Source organism: Shewanella electrica, from assembly GCF_022321485.1.
Lineage (GTDB): Bacteria > Pseudomonadota > Gammaproteobacteria > Enterobacterales > Shewanellaceae > Shewanella > Shewanella electrica.
Genome location: NZ_JAKOGG010000824.1, coordinates 1 through 231, shown reverse-complemented (window position 1 = coordinate 231; position 231 = coordinate 1). Strand labels below are relative to the sequence as shown.

The window sequence follows — 231 nt, the reverse complement described above, 5'->3', positions numbered from 1 at the left end:
GTTGGCAACGCTACGACAAAGTGAGCAGCGCAATGTACATAAAGTACAGCGTCTAAATTGTTCCAGACAATTTAAGACATTTCCTCCGTCCATGGAGGTCGCAGCACAGCGCTGAGTAAGGCAGCCAACACAGCGAGTAGCAAGCGCAAGAGCAAAAACAGAATTTGTCTGGTGACAATAGCATTGTGGTCCCACCTGATCCCATCCCGAACTCAGAAGTGAAACACAATC

Annotated in this window: 1 rRNA gene; it reads left to right on the top strand. The window is 48.1% G+C overall.

Annotation, left to right across the window (positions count from 1 at the left end):
* Positions 1–167: 167 nt before the first annotated feature.
* A 5S ribosomal RNA gene (gene rrf, locus L9G74_RS22160) occupies positions 168–231 on the top strand; the annotation flags it as partial.